General features: G+C 72.7%; 15 protein-coding genes. 3 read left to right on the top strand and 12 right to left on the bottom strand.

Annotated features, from left to right (window positions below; genetic code table 11):
- Nucleotides 1–4: 4 nt before the first annotated feature.
- Nucleotides 5–178, top strand: a complete 174-nt coding sequence (locus AC1DZA_RS02020) for an HPP family protein (protein WP_476771503.1) — start codon at nucleotides 5–7, stop codon at nucleotides 176–178.
- A gap of 9 nt (nucleotides 179–187) precedes the next feature.
- On the opposite strand, the gene AC1DZA_RS02015 is transcribed toward AC1DZA_RS02020, so the two are convergent.
- From AC1DZA_RS02015 to AC1DZA_RS01970, 10 genes are all read right to left on the bottom strand, one after another.
- Complete coding sequence (locus tag AC1DZA_RS02015; RefSeq protein WP_476771502.1) at nucleotides 188–964, bottom strand: TetR/AcrR family transcriptional regulator C-terminal domain-containing protein; 777 nt, start codon at nucleotides 962–964, stop codon at nucleotides 188–190.
- 72 nt (nucleotides 965–1036) lie between these two features.
- A complete protein-coding gene (locus AC1DZA_RS02010) occupies nucleotides 1037–3166 on the bottom strand; it encodes an acyl-CoA dehydrogenase family protein (RefSeq protein WP_476771501.1) in 2130 nt (709 codons plus the stop codon).
- 203 nt (nucleotides 3167–3369) lie between these two features.
- Nucleotides 3370–3771: a DUF7144 family membrane protein gene (locus AC1DZA_RS02005; protein WP_476771500.1), complete on the bottom strand. Its 402-nt coding sequence runs from the start codon at nucleotides 3769–3771 to the stop codon at nucleotides 3370–3372.
- 50 nt (nucleotides 3772–3821) lie between these two features.
- Nucleotides 3822–4253 carry a hypothetical protein gene (locus AC1DZA_RS02000; RefSeq protein ID WP_476762711.1) on the bottom strand — a complete coding sequence of 144 codons (432 nt, stop codon included), beginning with the start codon at nucleotides 4251–4253 and terminating at the stop codon, nucleotides 3822–3824.
- A gap of 157 nt (nucleotides 4254–4410) precedes the next feature.
- Nucleotides 4411–6240 carry a glycoside hydrolase family 3 protein gene (locus AC1DZA_RS01995; protein WP_476771499.1) on the bottom strand — a complete coding sequence of 610 codons (1830 nt, stop codon included), beginning with the start codon at nucleotides 6238–6240 and terminating at the stop codon, nucleotides 4411–4413.
- A 99-nt stretch (nucleotides 6241–6339) separates the two neighbouring features.
- Nucleotides 6340–6771, bottom strand: a complete 432-nt coding sequence (locus tag AC1DZA_RS01990; RefSeq protein ID WP_476762713.1) for a DUF7144 family membrane protein — start codon at nucleotides 6769–6771, stop codon at nucleotides 6340–6342.
- A 105-nt stretch (nucleotides 6772–6876) separates the two neighbouring features.
- Complete coding sequence (recQ, locus tag AC1DZA_RS01985) at nucleotides 6877–8790, bottom strand: DNA helicase RecQ (protein ID WP_476771631.1); 1914 nt, start codon at nucleotides 8788–8790, stop codon at nucleotides 6877–6879.
- 153 nt (nucleotides 8791–8943) lie between these two features.
- Nucleotides 8944–9591: a copper resistance CopC family protein gene (locus AC1DZA_RS01980; protein ID WP_476771498.1), complete on the bottom strand. Its 648-nt coding sequence runs from the start codon at nucleotides 9589–9591 to the stop codon at nucleotides 8944–8946.
- Nucleotides 9591–10304, bottom strand: coding sequence for a YcnI family copper-binding membrane protein (locus AC1DZA_RS01975; protein ID WP_476771497.1), 714 nt, complete (start codon nucleotides 10302–10304; stop codon nucleotides 9591–9593). Before AC1DZA_RS01975 ends, AC1DZA_RS01980 begins: the two co-directional genes overlap by 1 nt.
- Before the next feature lie 73 nt (nucleotides 10305–10377).
- Complete coding sequence (locus tag AC1DZA_RS01970; protein WP_476771496.1) at nucleotides 10378–10968, bottom strand: hypothetical protein; 591 nt, start codon at nucleotides 10966–10968, stop codon at nucleotides 10378–10380.
- A 142-nt stretch (nucleotides 10969–11110) separates the two neighbouring features.
- Between AC1DZA_RS01970 and AC1DZA_RS01965 the strand changes: the two genes are divergently transcribed.
- Nucleotides 11111–12061 carry an EamA family transporter gene (locus AC1DZA_RS01965; protein ID WP_476771495.1) on the top strand — a complete coding sequence of 317 codons (951 nt, stop codon included), beginning with the start codon at nucleotides 11111–11113 and terminating at the stop codon, nucleotides 12059–12061.
- Between the two features lie 15 nt (nucleotides 12062–12076).
- Here the strand turns inward: AC1DZA_RS01965 and AC1DZA_RS01960 are convergent, their stop codons facing one another.
- Nucleotides 12077–14614 (bottom strand): DEAD/DEAH box helicase, encoded by a 2538-nt coding sequence (locus tag AC1DZA_RS01960; protein WP_476771494.1) that lies wholly within the window; start codon nucleotides 14612–14614, stop codon nucleotides 12077–12079.
- Between the two features lie 82 nt (nucleotides 14615–14696).
- Here AC1DZA_RS01960 and AC1DZA_RS01955 point away from each other — a divergent pair, with 82 nt between their 5' ends.
- A complete protein-coding gene (locus AC1DZA_RS01955; RefSeq protein ID WP_476771493.1) occupies nucleotides 14697–17093 on the top strand; it encodes a beta-galactosidase in 2397 nt (798 codons plus the stop codon).
- 29 nt (nucleotides 17094–17122) lie between these two features.
- Here AC1DZA_RS01955 and AC1DZA_RS01950 read toward each other — a convergent pair whose 3' ends face one another.
- Nucleotides 17123–17860, bottom strand: a complete 738-nt coding sequence (locus AC1DZA_RS01950; protein ID WP_476771492.1) for an LGFP repeat-containing protein — start codon at nucleotides 17858–17860, stop codon at nucleotides 17123–17125.
- Nucleotides 17861–17975 lie beyond the last annotated feature (115 nt).

Raw genomic sequence — 17975 nt, 5'->3', positions numbered from 1 at the left:
GGGCATGGCCTCCGAATCGAGCAGCTCCGCCCGTCGCACCCAGATCATCGTGGGGCTCGTGGTGGGCGCCATCGTGGGCGTGGGGGTCAGCCTGTGGACGGGGTTCTGGCTGTGGCTGGCCGCCGGCATCGTGGTGGGCCTCGCGGCGGGCGCCATCATGAAGCCGCCGGCCCGCTGACGCCCGGCTTCACGCGCCCGGCTTCACTCGCCCGGCCACGTAGGACTCGATCCCGTCGATCACGCGCGCCAGCCCGAAGGCGAACGCGCGCTCGGGATCACCCGACGCGTCGTGGTCCTTCACTGCCCTGCCGACCCGTGCCGCGACGGGATAACGACCCGGCTCGGCGACCCGATCGAGCACGGGCGCGTTGCGCTGCCACCACTCCTCGTCGCTCTCGCTCGAGGCGCGGTGCAGCCGCTCGGCGTCGACGTACGCGCGGGCGGGGCCGACCACGTACGCCGTCACGAGCGTGATCACCTGGTCGAGCTCGACGTCGCTGAGGCCGAGTCCGTCGATGGCGCGGAGGCTCCACTCCCATCGGTCCGACACGTTGGGACCGAGCGGCGGGCGGCTCGTGTCGATCGCGAGCAGCCACGGATGCCGCAGGAACCCGTTCCACGTCAGGCGTGCCACCTGCTCGAGTCGCGCGCGCAGCGATCCGCCCGGCTCGGGCAGCGGCTGCTCCCCCGCCACCCGGTCGACCATGAGGTCGATGAGCTCCGCCTTGCCGGGCACGTAGGTGTAGACCGACATGGGCTTGAGGCCGAGGCGCTCGGCGACCCTGCGCATCGACAGCACCTCGATGCCCTCGTCGTCGGCGATCGCGATCGCGGCGTCGACGACGGCGTCCACGCTCGTCCGCTGCTTCGGGCCCCTCGAGCCGACGGGCTCGCCGAGGCGGTCGCGCCAGAGCAGCCGGAGCGCACGGTCGGGCTCGCCCGAGGCGAGGGGTTCGGTCGGCACGGCGGTCAGCCTACCGCCGCCGTCGGCCGCGCGGGGTGACAACTCCGTACGGCCGACGACGAATCGCGGAGGCTACTTCTTCGACTTCTCGGGCACGGGCAGGGTGCCCGCGGCCCGCTGCGCGGCATAGTAGGCACGGGCCTCGTCCTGACGCTCGAGCTCGGCGCCCGACGCGATCTTCGCGCGCAAGTGCTCGGGCTTGTATCCGAACGCGTCGACGAGGTCCTGGGCGTGGGGCCGAAGCCGCTCGATGAGCCGGTCGATGTACGCGGTCACCGCCTGCGCGCGCTGCGGCGACAGGCGCCCGTGGATCAGGTACCACGAGAGGTGCTTCTCGAGGAGGCCGAGGCCGAAGAGGTCGCGCACCCACGTGAGCACCTGCTTCGTGCCCGGGTCGGTGGTCTGCGCGAGGCCGCGCGAGAACGCCTCCCACTGCAGCAGCTCCGCGTGCGCGCGGGCCGCCTCGATGAGCTCGTTCTGGTTGCGGTTGAACGCCGCCGCGGCATCCGCCTTGGGCAGCTTGCGCGCGTCGCGGAGGCGGCCGGCGATCTCGGCGATCATCGTCTCGACGCGGTCGGTGAGCAGCTCCCGCTGCGTCTCCTCGTCACGCAGCTCCGAGACGGAGCGGCGGGTCGACCCGAAGTCGGCGATGGTCTGCGCCAGGCGGCGGAGGCCCGTGCCGTGGTAGGCGCGCTCGGCCGTCTGCGACACGACGTACCGCGCCATCACGCCGGCATCGGCCTTCGCGAACTGCTTCGAGAAGTCGGTGAGCAGGCGCTTGGCGACGAGCTGCAGCAGCACGTTGTTGTCGCCCTCGAAGGTGACGTAGACGTCGAGGTCCTGGCGGAGGCCGACGAGGCGGTTCTCGGCGAGGAAGCCCGATCCCCCGCATGCCTCGCGCGCCTCCTGCAGGGTCTCGAGCGCGTGCCAGGTGGAGAGCGGCTTCAGCGCGGCGGCGATCGTCTCGAGGTCCTGGCGGTCGTCGTCGGTGTCGGCCTTGCCCGAGAACACCGCGTCGAACTTCACGAGGAACTCGTCGTGGGCGAAGATCTGCGCGTACGTGGTGGCCAGCTTCGGCAGCAGGCGGCGCTGGTGGCGCTGGTAGTCGAGCAGCACCTCCTCGTCGGTCTCGCTCGCGGCGTTGAACTGGCGGCGCTGGTTGCCGTACGTGATCGCGATGGTGAGGGCCATCGCGGCGGCCGACGTGGCGGCGCCATCGAGGGAGACCCGGCCCTGCACGAGGGTCCCGAGCATGGTGAAGAACCGGCGGCCGGGGCTGGAGATCGGGCTGGAGTACGTGCCGTCCTCGGCCACCGAGCCGTAGCGGTTCAGCAGGTTCGCGCGGGGAACCCGCACGTTCGTGAAGTGCAGGCGTCCGTTGTCGATGCCGTTCAGGCCGCCCTTGAGGCCGTCGTCCTCGCCGCCGATGCCCTTGAGGAACCCGCCCTTGGCGTTGCGGATCGGCACGTAGAACGCGTGCACGCCGTGGTTCACGCCCTTGGTGATGAGCTGGGCGAAGACGACCGCGGCGGTGCCGTGCACGGCCGCGTTGCCCAGGTAGTCCTTCCAGGCGCCGCGGAACGGCGTGTTGATGACGAACTGCTGCTTCGCCTCGTCGTACGTGGCGGTCGTGCCGATCGCCGCGACATCCGACCCGTGACCCGTCTCGGTCATCGCGAACGCACCCGGCACCTTGAGCGACATGATGTCGGGCAGGAAGGTGCGGTGATGGAACTCGGTGCCGAGGTGCAGCACGGCGGCGCCGAAGAGGCCCCACTGCACGCCCGCCTTGATCTGCAGGCTCGGATCGGCGAGCACGAGCTCCTCGAAGCCCGCGATGTTGCCGCCGTGGTCGTCATGGCCGCCGACCGCGGTCGGGAAGGCGCGGTGCACGGCGCGCTGCTCGACGAGGATCTTCAGCTGCTGGAGCACGCGCTCGCGGTGCTCGGCCATCGTCTGGCCCTCGATGCGCTGCAGGTCGGGATGCGCGGCGCGCTCGCGGGCGATCACGCGCAGGTCGGCCCAGGTGCCGAGCAGCTGGCGGCCGAGGAGCTCCGTGTCGACACGCGGCGACGCGGGCTGCGCGTCGGCCCGGGGCGCCGGGATCGGCGCGGACACCGCGTCGCGGGCCGGCTTGGACGGCACGGTCGCGGCGCGCTCGGGCGACTGCTTCGAACTGGTACGGGATGCCGTGTCAACCATCGTCGGATCGTCCTTCGTCTGCGCGGTCACGTGTCGTTCCACGCTAGGACGGCGTCCCCGGGACCGGAAACGAGCGGTCCGGCGCCTACAAACGGCACGCTGGACGGTTCGCGAAGGCCTGTCGGCTCCCTACAAACGCGCGTGGCGAGCGGGTGTCCGTGTCCACAACTGCCGGACGCGGCATCCGATCGCCGACCGGCGGGTCAGTCGCGGAAGAACGCGGTCGCGCTGCGCGTCCACAGCAGGAGCAGCACGATCGCCGCGACCGCGATGCTGAAGTACTCGCCGATGGCGCCGGCCGGGTACGCGATGGCCAGGAACACCGATCCCACGATGGAGAGGATCTGGAAGATGGTGATCACGATGCGCGAGGCGTTGTTGCCGCGCAGCAGGCCGATCGCGACCACGATCACGACCACGCCGATCAGGATCTCGAGGAGTGCCGAGGCGATGAGCTGGCTGGCCCCGCCGAACTGCTCGACGGTCGCGGTCACGCTCGTCTGGAACAGCAGCAGCGTGCCGCCGATGACGTCGAGCAGGCCCGAGATCCAGGCGAACACCGCGACGACGGTCACGCCCCCGGGCCGGGGCATCGAATCCGACATGGCCACTCCTCACGTCGGCGCCGCCAGGACGCGGCGCACTTGGGGCGATGCTAGCGCGCAGCGACCTCGCTGCCGCGGAAGTACGCGCTCGCCGGGCGCGTCCAGAGCAGGATCATCACCAACGCCGAGAAGAAGACGCTGGCCCACTCCCCCACCGGGTTGCCGAGATTGGCGACGGCGAGGAAGAGCGACTGGATGAGCGACAGGGCCTCGAGCACCGTGACGATCATGCGGGCGACCCAACGCCCCAGCCAGATCAGGAATGAGAGCGAGAGGACGACGACGCCGAGCAGGATCGAGCCGATCGACGCGGCGAGCACGCCGTTGGGGCCGCCGAACGCGTCGGCGATCTCGGGGTTGCCGCCCTCGAACATGAGGAGGATGCCGGTGATCACGTCGACGATGCCCGAGAGGCCCGCCAGCACGGCCACGATCGCGACCCCGATCGGGCGGTGCACTGCTGGTGCTGCTGCTTCCGACATGATGCGCTCCCCATCCCCTGCACGTCGCCCCAGTGCGACGACCTTGGCCCGATGCTAGCGCGGCGACGGATGCCGCGGCGGGAGGCCGGGGCATCCGTCGACGCGTGGCGCGCCCGGGTCGAAGCGGAGTCGCGTGGCGGGGAGCGGGCGGTTCGGGTCAGCCCGCGTAGCGCAGGCCGTGCCCGTACCGGAACAGGGGCTCCGCCGTGTCGAACGGCACGTCGGGGCGGCTCGCCTCGACGGCGGCCATGCTCGACGGCAGGTCGAACGGCAATGCGCCCTGCGGGGCGGCGTCGCCGACGAGCACGTCGAGCAGGGCCTGCGGGTTCGCGCCCCAGTTCGCCGTGAGGGCGGCGAGGTCGTCGACGAACGGCGTGAGGATCGCCGGGCGGTCGAGGAACACGTCGACGACGGTCGCCACCGCCGCGGCGACCTCGCGCACGTGCGCGACCTGCTCGGCGGGGAAGTCGAGCGAACCCGAGTGGAAGAAGTTCTCGAAGAACGTCGGACGCTGCTCGAACGGCGCCTGCAGGCGCAGGATCGCCACGTCAGCGTCGGCCGGCGAGGCGACGACCTCGCCGTACTCGGCGGCGACCTCGGCCGGGACGCCCTCGACGTAGAGGCGCAGCCCGCGAGCGAGCGGAAGCACGGGACGCGGCGCGCCCGAGGCATCCGGCCGCTCGCGATTGACGAGCAGGGTGATCGCCGCGCGCTGCGCCGCCTCGCCCGCGGCGACGAACTCGGGCGAGCCGACGACGCGCTTCGCACGCTCGACGTCGACGAACGGCTGGTCGAACAGGCCGAGCACGAACTTCTCGCGCAGCAGGCGGCGGGCTGAGAGGTCCAGCCGCTCCTCGGTGATCTCGCCCGCGCGCACCAGGTCGACGAGCATGGCGGGGTCGGCCTCGCCGCCGAACTGGTCGACGCCCGCCTCGATGACCTTCCTCATGCGCGCGCGCGGAGTGAGGTGCTCGACGCCCCACGCGCGCGCCGGGAAGGGCTCGCCCATGATCTCCGAGTCGTTGATGAGGCCCCAGTCGGTGCAGACGATGCCGTCGAAGCCGTACCGCTCGCGAAGCAACCCGGTGACGACCGACTTGTTGAAGCCGAAGCCGACCTCCTCGTACTCGGTGCCCACCGGCATGCCGTAGTACGGCATGATCTGGCTCGTGCCCGCCTCGAACGCGGCCTCGAACGGCTTCAGGTGGGTCTCGAACTCGCCGCCGGGGTAGACCTGCTCGCGGCCGTGCGCGAAGTGCGGGTCCTCACCGTCCTTCTGGGGGCCGCCGCCAGGGAAGTGCTTCGTCATCGTCGCGACCGAGTCGGGGCCGAGCTCGGCGCCCTGGAAGCCGCGGATGTAGGCGGCTCCGAGCCGGCCGGCCAGCTCGGGGTCCTCACCGAACGTCTGCAGGGCGCGCGACCAGCGTGGCTCGGTGGCGAGGTCGATCTGGGGATGCAGGGCGACGCGGATGCCGACGGCGGTGTACTCCTGGCGCGCGATGTCGCCGAACCGCTCGACGAGCTCCTCGTCGCGGGTGGCGGCGAGCCCCATCGTCTCGGGCCAGACCGAGAACGACCCGGCGAGCATGCCCGCGAGCGGGTTGTCGGTGTAGGAGTGGCGCGGGTCGGTCGACACGGTCACGGGGATGCCGAGGCGGGTCGCGGCCGCGGCCCCCTGCAGGCGGTTGTGCCACTCGGCGATCAGCTCGGGCGTCGGAGGCAGGGCGAGCACGTTGAAGTGGTTCATGAGCTTGGCCGAGACGAACTCGTCGGTGGACGGCAGGCCGAAGGCGTCGCCTCCCTGGGAGAGGGAGCCGTCGTCGCCCGCGGCGATCATGGTCTGGAAGAAGAGCCCGGCCTTCTCCTCGAGCGTCATCTGCCCGAGCAGGATCTCGACGCGCTCGGCGGTCGGCAGGCTCGCGTCGCGATAGCGGGCGTCCAGCTCGCCGGCCGCGGACGTTCCGGTCGTGGTCGTGGTGTCGGTCATCCGCAGCACTCCTTCATGCTCGGGCCGGCAGCGAGCGTCCGGCATCCGGTCCATCATAAACCGAATGTCGCTAGGTTTTAGTCTGATCTTCGCGCGCGATCAGCTGGTGGGCTGGTCGGGCGAGAGTCCCTTGAAGTAGCGCGTGGCATCGGCCGACCAGAGCAGCATCAGGATGGCGAGGGCGAGCAACGCGCTCACGATCTCGGTCGACAGGGTGGCGGGCTGCGCGATCCCGATCCAGATCGAGCCGGCGAGCGAGAAGGCCTGCACGATGGTCGCCGCGATGCGCGAGACCGTGTTGCCGCGGAGGAGCCCCACCGCGATGAGGATCATCACGATGCCGAACGCGATCTCCATGACGGCGAGCGACGTGGCGACGCTCGCGCCGCCGAACGCGTCGGCCGTCGTCGGGTCGGACTGCATGGAGAGCAGCACGATGCCGCCGATGAGGTCGAAGACCCCCGAGACGACCGCCAGGGCGGCGACGATGGTGACTCCGAGCGGACGCTTGGGGCCGAGCTGGTCGGACATGGCGCACTCCTTGGTCGAAGGCACGGATGCCGCGGCCACGGCCCGCTTGGCGCGATCCTAGCCTCGGGGCGAGCGCCCGGGACTGCCCCACGCGGCATCCGCCGGCTACGCGGCCGCGACCACCGCGAGCAGCGCCTCGCCGTAGGCCTCGAGCTTCTTCGCGCCGATGCCGGTGATGCCGTCGAGGTCGCCGAGCCGCGCCGGCCTGGCCACCGCGACCGCTCGGAGGGTGGCGTCGCCGAAGACGATGTAGGCGGGCACGCCCTGTTCTCGCGCCTCGCCCGCCCGCCACGTGCGCAGCGCCTCGAACAGCTCGGCCTGGGCCGGTTCGAGGTCGGCCGCCGCGGCCACGGCCTTGGGACCGCGCGACCGCGACGACGGCCGGTCGGCCTCGGTGCGGAGCATCACGCTGCGGGCGCCCGAGAGCACCTCGGCCGCGGCCTCCGTGATCGTCAGGGTGCCGTACTCGCCGTGCGTCGCGAGCAGACCCTGGGCGAGGAGCTGCCGGACGACGCCGCGCCACTGCTGCTCGGAGAGGTCGGCGCCGATCGACCACGTCGCGAGGGCGTCATGGCCGTACTGGCGCACGCGCGGCGTCTCTTTCCCTCGGAGGATGTCGATGAGGTGGCCTGCGCCGAACTTCTGGCGGCGCTCGCGCTGGAGGCGCACGATGGTCGACATCAGCTTCTGCGCGGGCACGGTGCCGTCCCACGCCTCGGGCGGCTCGAGGCAGGTGTCGCAGTTGCCGCACGGCCGGCTCGGCTCGCCGAAGTAGCCGAGCAGGTTCTGCCTGCGGCACTGCACCGTCTCGCAGAGGGCGAGCATCGCGTCGAGGTGCTCGGACAGGCGGCGGCGATGCGCGAGGTCGCCGGGGCTCTCGTCGATCATGCGGCGCTGCTGCACCACGTCCTGCAGGCCGTAGGCCAGCCACGCGGTCGCGGGCGTGCCGTCGCGGCCCGCGCGACCCGTCTCCTGGTAGTAGCCCTCGACGGACTTCGGCAGGTCGACGTGGGCGACGAACCGCACGTCGGGCTTGTCGATGCCCATGCCGAACGCGATCGTGGCGACGATGACCACGCCGTCTTCGCGCAGGAACCGCTCCTGCGTGCTGCGGCGCAGCCCCGCGTCGAGGCCGGCGTGGTAGGGCAGCGCGTTGACGCCGTTGGCGGCGAGGAACGCCGCGAGCTTCTCGGTGCTCGCCCGGGAGAGCGCGTAGACGATGCCCGAGACGGGCGCGCCCGAGGCATCCCGGCCCTCGCTGCGCACGAAGTCGAGGAGCTGCTTGCGCACCTCGATCTTGGGCGCGATGCGGTACTGGATGTTGGGCCGGTCGAAGCTCGACACGAAGTGCCGGGCGCCCTCGAGCGAGAGGCGCGTGGTGATCTCGCGGTGCGTCGCCTCGGTGGCCGTGGCCGTGAGCGCGACGCGCGGCACGTCGGGCCAGCGCTCGGCGAGGTCGGAGAGGGCGAGGTAGTCGGGCCGGAAATCGTGACCCCACTGGGCGACGCAGTGCGCCTCGTCGATGGCGAAGAGGGCGACCCGACCCCCCTCGAGGAACCGCTTGGACGCCTCGGAGTTCAGCCGCTCGGGCGCGATGTAGAGCAGGTCGAGCTCGCCCGCGAGGTAGGCGCGCTCGACCGCCGCACGCTCGGCCGGCTGCTGGCTCGAGTTGAGGTAGGCGGCGCGCACGCCGTTGCGCACGAGCGCGTCGACCTGGTCGTGCATGAGGGCGATGAGGGGCGACACGACGACGCCGGTGCCCTCGCGGAGGAGCGCGGGGATCTGGTAGCAGAGGCTCTTGCCGCCGCCGGTGGGCATGAGCACGACGGCGTCGCCGCCACCCGCGACCTGCGCGATGATCTCGGCCTGCTCGCCGCGGAACGACTCGTAGCCGAACACCGTGTGCAGCGCCTCGGCGGCCGACGCGAACCTCGCGGGGGCGGGGCGGATGCCTCGTGGCGCGACGGCCACGGAGGTCGGAGAAGCAGCGACGGGGCCGGATCGAGCCGGCTGCGGCATCCACCCGTCGTCTGGCGGCGGCGGGGCCCACTCGTCGTCGGGCGGCGGCAGCTCATCGGGATCCCAGGGGACCTCCTCGGCGCCGTGGGGTTCCGGGTTCCAGCTCACCCGTCGAGTGTAACGAGGGCCCCCGACGGGTGAGCCGGTTCATCCTCAGGGTCGGCGGCGCACCGCGAACCAGGTGATGAGCGCGGCGACCGCCGCGGCGAGGACGCCGCCGACGATCCAGAGCGCGTCCGTCGGGAAGCCCGCCGGCGCATCGTCTCGGGATTGCGTCGAGTCGGTCGCGTCGCCGGTGTCGCCGGTCTGATCGGCTCCGGGCGTGCTGACGACGGCCGTGCCCCCGCAGTCGCCGGGGGCGTCGGATCCCTCGGCGAGCGCCACGCCCTCGGCGGGCTGCCAGGTGAACGCCCACGTGCCCGAGATCGGGTGGCCGTCGGTCGAGACGACCCGCCAGGTGACGGTGTAGTCGCCCGGAGCGCCGAGCTCGGCCTCCATCGCCGCGGTGGCCCCGTCGACGATCGTGCAGCCGTCGCCGTAGTAGCGCCCGTCGGGCCCCTGCACCTCGATGACCGAGCCGCCGTCGAGCTCGAGCAGCTCGTCGTTCGTCTCGAGCGAGATCGCGCCCGGCTGCTCGGTCACCGTCGCGCCCTCGGCAGGCGTCGTCGCGACCACGTAGTTGTGCGCCGACGCGGGCAGCGCCGGCAGCACGACGAGCATGGCGGATGCCGCGACGAGCGCCGCACCCGCAGCCGCGGCCCGGCCCGCGTGCCGGCGCCCGGGGTACCCCCGCCCGCGCATCACGCGTCCGATCGGGGACGTCGGCGTGCGGTGACGGCCAGCACGATGCCGACCACGCCGACGATGAGCCCGCCGATGCCGAGCACCCGTGCCACGCCGTCGGAGGCACCCGTGCCGGCGGCCGTCGTCTCGGCGGTCGCCGAGTCCTCGTGACCGGTGTGCTCGTCGCTCCCGGTGCCGGCGTCACCTGCGGCGGCCGCGCCGTGGCCGTGCTCGTCGCCCGTGGCCTCCGTCACGACGATCGAGGGAGCGGGGCTCTCGGGCTCCTCCTCGCCCTCCTCGGCGACCTGGTTCCAATTCGTCTCGCCGACCTCGCAGGACTGCAGCACCGGGAAGGAGAGCGTCTCACCCGCGGCATCCTCGGGCAGCTTCACCGACAGCTCGACCGTGTCGCGGTAGCCGCTCTCGAGCGGCGTGATCGCCGTGTAGACGACCTGCGCGGTGCGATCGCCGTCGGCCACCTTCTGGATGGTCCAGTTGGGGTTGACCGTCGGCGCGACGCCGTCGATTCCCTCGGGGATGTCGAAGGTGAGGCTGGTGGTCGGGGATTCCTCGCAGCCGTGGCTGAGCGAGAACGTCAGCACCGAGTAGCCGCCGGCGGCGGTGCTGCTCGGCGTGACGCTGACGTGGGCGCTCGCGGCGAGCGGCACCGCGGCAAGGGTGAGGGCGGCGCCGGCAGCGAGGCCGACGGCGGAGAGGCGTGCGATACGCATGTGGAGGTCTTTCGTGGTCGTGTCCGGGCGCGCGGATGCGGCATCCGGGAAGTGATTCGGAGTCGTCGGCGGTTCAGGCCGCCACAGCGGCGACCGGGGGACCACGGGACCCGATCGAGGCGAGGAGGGGCAGGCCGAGCAGGCGGCGCACGGCGGCATCGGCGGGTTGCCGGCGCGGCCGCGCGTCGACGGGCACGGGAAGGCTCGTGAGCCGGCGCACCAGCGCGAGCACGGCGCCGGCGACGGCCGCGACGGCGCGGTACGCGCCCACCAGCGCGAGCACCGTGATCGCCGCTGCAACCAGGTGGGCGAGCGGCATCCAGGCGTGGCCGTGGTCGAGTGCGACTCCCGCCGGAATGGCGATGGGCTGGGTCAGCGCGGCATGCCCGGCGTGGCCCGCATGCCCGACCGACCCCACTCCGCCCGCGTGCCCGTCGGCCGCGGCGACGGGCACGGCGGAACCGAGCGCGTAGCAGAGGTGCAGCGACGCCTGCGCGACCAGCGCAGCCACGATCGTGCGGGCGAGACGCGCTCGCGCCCCCGTGACGAGCATCGCGAGCGGCACCGAGAAGGCGAGCGCGAGCAGCAGCGCCACCGGTCCGGGCGCGGTGCCGCCGCCGAGCGTGTGCGCGAGGGACGCCACGAAGGTCGCGAATACGGCCACCGCCGTTCCGCGGATCGCGCGCGCACCCCGGGACATCACCAGTCCAGCCTAAACGTCGCGCGGCGGCCCGGATTGGGGGCTGCCCCCGAACGCGAGTGGGGCCGGCACCACCACCGGGCGGCGCGGATACGCTGGGACGACCATGGTCACCGCCGTCTTCTCGCTCCTCGGAGCCTTCGTCTTCGGCGCGGCCGACTTCCTGGGTGGGCTGGCCGCCAAGCGCGTGAGTTCCGTGCTGGCCACGGCGGTCGCCGCGCTCACCGGGTTCGTGCTGCTCGCCGCCGCCGCGCCGTTCCTCGGCGGCGACTGGACGGGCCACGACGTGTTCTGGGGCGTGGTGTCGGGCGTCACCGGCGCGGTGGCCATCTCGCTGCTCTACGCCTGCCTGGCGATCGGGCCGATGAGCATCCTGTCCCCACTCACCGCCGTCGTGTCCGCCGTGGTCCCGATGGTGTGGGGCCTCGTCATCGGTGGGGAGCGGTTCGCGGCGCTCGGCTACTGGGCGCTCGGGCTGGCCCTCGTCGCGGTCGTCCTCGTGGGATTCGTTCCCGAGCGCGGCGCCGTGCGTCCGAGCCTCCGCGGCATCCTCATGGCGATCGGCTCGGGCATCGCGATCGGCGCCTTCTTCGTGACCATCGACCAGACCTCCGAACAGAGCGGCGTCGTGCCGCTGCTCCTCAACCGGGCCGTCACGGCGATCATCATGTTCGCCGCGGTCGGCGTGCTGGCCGTCGTGGCCGCGGGCCGCCGACGGGGCCGGACCGCGGGGCTGGCGGCATCCCCCGACGATGTGGTCGACCAGCGGATGCCGCGGCCCGCGGCCGTGGGCACGGTCCTCGCCCCGACCCGGTCCGCCACCGCAGCGGGCGTGCGCCTCGCGATCCTCTGCGGCGCCGTCGACGTGACGGCGAACGGCTTGCTGCTCATCGGCATCCGGGCCGGAGACCTCTCGGTCGCGGCCGTGCTCGGGGCCATGTACCCGGCCGGAACGATCCTGCTGGCCGCGATCGTGTTGAAGGAGCGCATCGCCCCGGTGCAGTGGATCGGGCTGGTGCTCGCGCTCGTCGCCGCCGGCATGCTCGCGCTGGCGTGAGCCACGCCGCACGGGCTAGAGCCGCACGACCTCGGTCACGTGCACGATCGCGGCGCCCTCCTCGGCCGACGCCTCGAGGTCGACCTCGCCGCGGATGCGCCAGTCGTGGTCGCCGGCCGGGTCGTCGATCGTCTGCTCGACCCGCCAGACCCCGCTCGCGGCATCCGTCTCGTCGATGGTGACGAGTCGCGGCGATCGGGCGGCCGCGCCCGTGAGGATCTCGTCGTGCTCGGCGTAGTAGCGGTTCAGCGCGTCGGGCCACAGCTCGCCGGGGTCGAGCAGCTGCAGCTCGTCGTCGTGGTCGAGGGCGGCGAGCTGCACGCGCCGGAACAGCTCGTTGCGCACGAGCACCGTGAAGGCGCGGCGGTTCGTCACGACCGACGGCGGCGCGGGCGGCACGACGGGGGCGTCGTCCTCGGGCAGGTGCGAGGTGGGATCGACGAGTTCGTTCCACTCGTCGACGAGGCTCGAGTCGACCTGGCGCACGAGCTCGCCCAGCCACTCGATGATGTCCAGGAGCTCCTCGTCCTTCGCCTCGGTCGGCACCGTCTGGCGGATCGCCCGGAAGGCGTCGGAGAGGTAGCGCAGCACGAGCCCCTCGCTCCGCGCGAGCTGGTAGAACGACACGTATTCCCCGAACGACATGCTGCGTTCGAACATGTCGCGCACGACCGCCTTCGGGCTGAGTTCGAAGTCGCGCACCCAGGGCTGGCTCGATGCGAACGTCTCGAATGCCTGGGCGAGCAGCTCGTCGAGCGGCTTCGGCCAGGTGACCTCCTCGAGCAGCTCCATGCGCTGCTCGTACTCGATGCCCTCCTGCTTCATGGCGCCGACGGCCTCGCCGCGGGCCTTGTACTGCTGCTGCGAGAGGATCGGCCTGGGGTCATCGAGGGTCGACTCGATCACGCTCACCACGTCGAGGGCGTAGTGCCCGGTGCCGACGCCCGTGCCGGGAGCGCCATCTGGATCGAGCAGCTCGATCGCCGCGAGCGCGAACGGCGAGAGCGGCTGGTTGAGCGCGAAGTTCGGCTGCAGGTCGACGGTGAGGCGCAGGTCGGCGAGCCGCCCCGGCGCCGACGCCGGGAGGAGGTCGACCACGCCCGCGTCGCGGAGCGTGCGGAGGATGTCGAGGGCGCGGCGAGCGAGCTCGAACCGTCGGGCGCGCGGCTCGTGGTTGTCGAAGCAGAGCGAGCGGATGCCGCGGGCGACGTCGCCGCCCCGCCCGATGACGTTGATCATCATGGCCGCCGTGAGCTTCAACTGCGGCGTGAGCGGTTCGGGCTCGGCGGCGACGAGGCGCTCGAACGATCCCTCACCCCACGTGATCTGCCCGGCGGGCGCCTTCTTGCGCACGATCTTCTTGATCTTCTTCGGGTCGTCGCCGGCCTTGCGCACGGCGGCCTCGTTCTCGATCTCGTGCTCGGGCGCGAGCACCACGACGGTGCCCGCCGTGTCGTAGCCCGCCCGCCCCGCGCGCCCCGCGATCTGGTGGAACTCCCGGGCCGAGAGCTGCCGCATCTTCTGGCCGTCGAACTTCGACAGCGCGGTGATGAGCACCGTGCGGATGGGCACGTTGATGCCGACGCCGAGGGTGTCCGTGCCGCAGATCACGCGGAGCAGCCCGCGCTGCGCGAGCGTCTCGACGAGCCGCCGGTAGCGCGGCAGCATGCCGGCGTGGTGCACGCCGATGCCCGCCCGCACGAGCCGCGACAGGATCTTGCCGAACCCGGTGTTGAACCGGAACCCGCCGATCGCGTCGGCGATCTCGTCGCGCTGCTCGCGCGACACCACCCGGATCGACGAGAGCGCCTGCGCCCGCTCCATCGCGGCGGCCTGGGAGAAGTGGACGATGTAGACGGGCGCCTGCCGGGTCTCGAGCAGCTCCTCCACGGTCTCCTGCACCGGCGTCTTCGCGTACGAGAAGTGCAGCGGCACGGGCCGGTCGACGCCGGTGACCCGCGCGGTCTCCCGCCCGGTGCGGCTGCTGAGGTCGTCGGCGATCGCCGTCACGTCGCCGAGCGTCGCCGACATGAGGATGAACTGCGCGCGGGCGAGCGTGATGAGCGGCACCTGCCACGCCCAGCCGCGGTCGGGATCGCCGTAGTAGTGGAACTCGTCCATCACGACCTGGTCGACCGCGGCATCCGCCCCGTGCCTGAGGGCCAGGTTGGCGAGGATCTCGGCAGTGCAGCAGATGATGGGCGCGTCGGGGTTCACCGAGCTGTCGCCGGTGACCATGCCGACGTTCGCCGCACCGAAGATCTCAGCGAGCTGGAAGAACTTCTCGCTCACGAGCGCCTTGATCGGCGCCGTGTAGTAGCTGCGACCGCCACGGGCGACGGATGCCGCGTGCGCGGCCACCGCGACGAGCGACTTGCCGGTACCCGTCGGGGTGGAGAGCACGACGTTCGCGCCCGAGACGATCTCGATGATCGCCTCGTCCTGAGCGGGGTAGAGCGCGAAGCCCCGGTCATCGGCCCACTCGACGAAGGCGTCGTACATGGCGTCGGCGTCGTAGGGGCGCGGGACGCGGTCGAGCAGGGGCTGGGTCACCCGTCCGAGTCTGTCACGCGCGGCGTCACGACCGGGCCGTGATAGAACTGGGAGCGCACACAGTCGAAGGAGCAGCCCCGTCGTGACCACCGCCCCGCCGCCCGCCGCCGCTCCGACGACGCCGCTCACGGTGACGCACCGGCCCCACGACCGCCCGCTCCGGCGCCCGGCGATGAGCAACACGGTCGACCACCACGACCGCATCGCCCTCACGAACCGCTACGTCGAGATCGACGGCCGTCCGGCGATCCCCGTGTCGGGTGAGCTGCACTACAGCCGCGTGCCCCGAGCGGAGTGGGAAGAGCGGCTGCGCCTCATGCGCTCGGGCGGCATCACGGTCGTCGCCACCTACGTGTTCTGGAACCACCACGAACCCGAGCGCGGGCAGCGCGACTTCACGGGCGCGCTCGACGTGGGCGCCTTCGTCGACGCCTGCGCTCACGTCGGACTCGACGTGGTGCTGCGACTCGGCCCGTGGGCGCACGGCGAGGCGCGCAACGGCGGCTTCCCCGATTGGGTGCAGGCCGCGCCCGTGCGCCACCGCACCGACGATCCCGCCTACCTCGCCCTCGTCGACGACTGGTTCGCCGCGCTCGGCGCCGAGCTCGCGTCGCGCTGCGGACCCGACAGCAACGTCGTGGGCATCCAGCTCGAGAACGAGCTCTACGACCAGCCCGGCCACCTCGTGACCCTCAAGGCGATCGCGCGTCGCCACGGCCTCGTGGCGCCGATCTGGACGGCCACCGCCTGGGGCGGCGCAGCGCTGCCCGCCGGCGAGGTGCTCCCCCTCTACGGCGGCTACGGCGACGGCTTCTGGGTCGATGCCGACCAGCCGTGGGACACGACCTTCCGCGAGCACTTCTTCTTCTCGCACACCTGGGACGACCCCGGAATCGGCGCCGACCTGCGCGAGCACCCCGGCATCGGCGGCCGCGGCGAGGGGCCGACGACGCGCCTGCCCTCCCCCGACTTCCCCGCCGCGACGTGCGAGCTCGGCGGGGGCATGGCGACCGCCTACCACCGCCGCCCGCTGCTCGGCGCGTTCGATATCGCGGCGGTGGCGCACGACAAGGTCGGCAACGGCTCGGGCTGGCAGGGCTACTACATGTACTGCGGCGGCGTGAACCCGCGCCCCGCGCTGCAGGAGTCGCAGGCCACCGGCTACCCCAACGACCTGCCCGAGTTCGACTACGACTTCCACGCGCCGATCGGCGCCGCGGGCGTGCTGGCGCCGAGCCATGCCGAGCTGCGGCGCCAGCACGCGTTCCTCGCCGCCTTCGGCGAGCGGCTGGCGGACATGCCGTCCACCCTGCCCGACGTGCTGCCGACCGGCGTCGACGACGACGAGACCCTGCGCTGGGCGATCCGCTCCGACGGCACGGGCGCCTGGGTGTTCCTCACCTGGCAGCAGCCGCACGTGCCGCTGGAGCCGTACCGCGGGGCGAGGTTCTCAGTCGGCCTCGACCACGAGCGCGTCGAGTTCCCCCACCTGCCGGTCGACGTGCCGCCGGGCACGATCGCACACTGGCCCGTGAACCTCGACGTGGGCGGCGTGCGACTGCGCTGGCTCACCGCGTCACCGCTCACCGTGCTCGGGGCCGACGGCGGCGACGGCGACGGCGACCATGCTGCGACGCTCGTCGCGGTGGCCGAGGCCGGCATCCCGGTCGAGCTCGCGGTCGACGAGGCGACCACGACGGTGACGGATGCCGCGGGCGCGACACGGGAGGCGGCGCCCGGGGTCTTCGTGGTCGACGCCGCCGAGCCCGGGATCGTCACGGTGTCGCGGGGCGACGCGCGGCTCCGCGTGCTCGTGCTGCCCGCGGCATCCGCGTCGGAGCTCTGGGTGCTCGACACCGCACGGGGTCGGCGCCTGCTGCGGTCGGCCGCACCCGTGCACGTCGACGCCGATGGGCGGCTGGTCGCGCGCTCGCCCGAGCGGCCGAGCGTGCTCGAGTTCGACGCCGAGACGACCGAGTTCGTGCCGGTCGACTTCGACGCCGACGAGGCGGGAGCGGCGCCGGGCGTCGACGTCGCCCTCTCGACGGAGCCCCTGGCCACGGGAACGACACCGCCTGCGAGCTACGGGCAGCGCGAGCACCGCGCCGCCGCACCAGATGCCGCGGCCATCGCGCGCCACGCGTCGACCTGGACGATCACCCTCCCCGAGTTCGCACCCGGCCGACGCGTGCTCGAGGTGGACTGGGCCGGCGACGTGGCGGTGCTCGAGGTGGACGGGCGCGTGGTGCTCGACCGGTTCTGGGACGGCACGCCCTGGCTCATCGGCCTCGACACCCTCGGCCCGAGGGCCGCCGGCGGCTCGCACATCACGCTGCGCGTCGTGCCGCTGCATCCCGACGCGGCCGTGCGCCTCCCCGCCGAGGCCGAGACCCGGCGCCGTTCCGTCGACGGCCCGCTCGTCGCCCTCGACGGCGTGCGGCTCACGAGTTCGCCCGCCTGGCGCGAGACGCAGGGCTGAGCCGGCGATCGCCGCGGCTCGGGCGGCGGTCAGGCTCGAGGGGCGAAGCCCGAGTGCAGCCGGTCGAGCGACTCGCGCTCGACGCCGGCATCGCCGGTCGCGCAGCCGGCATCGAGCGCGACCTCGGGCCCGCGCGCGGCCGACCAGGTGATCGAGCCGTGCTCGAAGCATCCGCTCATCGTGCCCGTCGCCCGGTCGACGACGACGTCGGCCACCGGCACGCCGAGCGGCGAACGCTCCCAGCCGAGCAGCGCCCAGATGTCGCGGACCATGCCGTGCACGATGGCCGCGCCGTGGCGGGGGGTCCAGTACACCGAACCGCCCCGGAAGTGCGCGAACCCGCCCGCTCCGCCCGCGTGGGGGGCGCCGTCGGCTGCGGCATCCGTGTCGATCACCAGCCGCTGCACGTCGGTCGTGGGCAGTCCGAGGAAGGACCGCTCGGCACCCACGGCCCGCCAGCGCGCCGCGATCTCGCCGTGCACCTCGTGCGCTCCCGTGCGCTCCGACCAGTAGACCGCGCCGTGCTCGTACTCCCGGCGATACACCTCGGCGTCGCCCATGCGCGTGTGCACCGTGACCGCCTCGCCCAGCCAGGGGTGCTCGGCGCGCTTGGCACTGATCGCGGGAACGGCGAGCAGCATCCGATTCGCCGGGTCGTAGCCCACGGCGGTGCGGAAGTCCGACCAGCTCACCGCGCGATCGAGCCGCTTCGGCAGGAGGCCGGCCTGCGCCTGGCGCGCCTGCCCGATGCCCCGGTGCTGTGTCATCCGGTCATTGCGCTCGTCCATGGGTGCTCCGCTCGTCGTCGCCGGGCTGCGCCGGGCCTCGCCCGGTCGACCCGGGAGACAGGGGAAGCCGGCCGGCACCCGCACGAGGCAGGTG

The organism is Agromyces sp. P2_B3 (genome assembly GCF_056404815.1).
Note: the sequence above shows the minus strand (reverse complement) of the source record. Positions and strands in the feature narration are given on the sequence as shown.